The sequence below is a fragment of the Salmonella sp. SAL4457 genome, from assembly GCF_046548235.1.
Lineage (GTDB): Bacteria > Pseudomonadota > Gammaproteobacteria > Enterobacterales > Enterobacteriaceae > Salmonella > Salmonella enterica.
Map to the genome: position 1 here is coordinate 1 of NZ_JBGDZO010000571.1, position 268 is coordinate 268.

General features: G+C 62.7%; 1 pseudogene. It reads left to right on the forward strand.

Features of this window, described 5'->3' with window-relative positions:
- Positions 1-200, forward strand: a pseudogene (locus tag ACLJNW_RS25495) (ubiquinone biosynthesis protein UbiH); the annotation flags it as partial.
- Positions 201-268: the final 68 nt, after the last annotated feature.

The following is a 268-nucleotide window of genomic DNA, read 5'->3' on the forward strand; positions in this document are numbered from 1 at the left end:
TCGCGGTGGTGCGCAGCGGGCGGGTCACCCTGCAACATGGCGAGGCGTTGCTGGAAGACGGCGGCGCCGGGCTGATCCTGAAAGTTCGTGCGGAAGAAAACAAAGGCTTCAAGCGCGGCGATCGCGTCGTGCTGCTGGAGTACCTGGAGGCGGAGCACGCCTATCGGGTCGTTACCGAGGAAGAGTTCCGCGGTATCTGACCCGGGCTCGGTGAGAATCAAGGAGAACTGCTGCTATGGATATGACGTCGCTGATGCCCCTCCTGCTG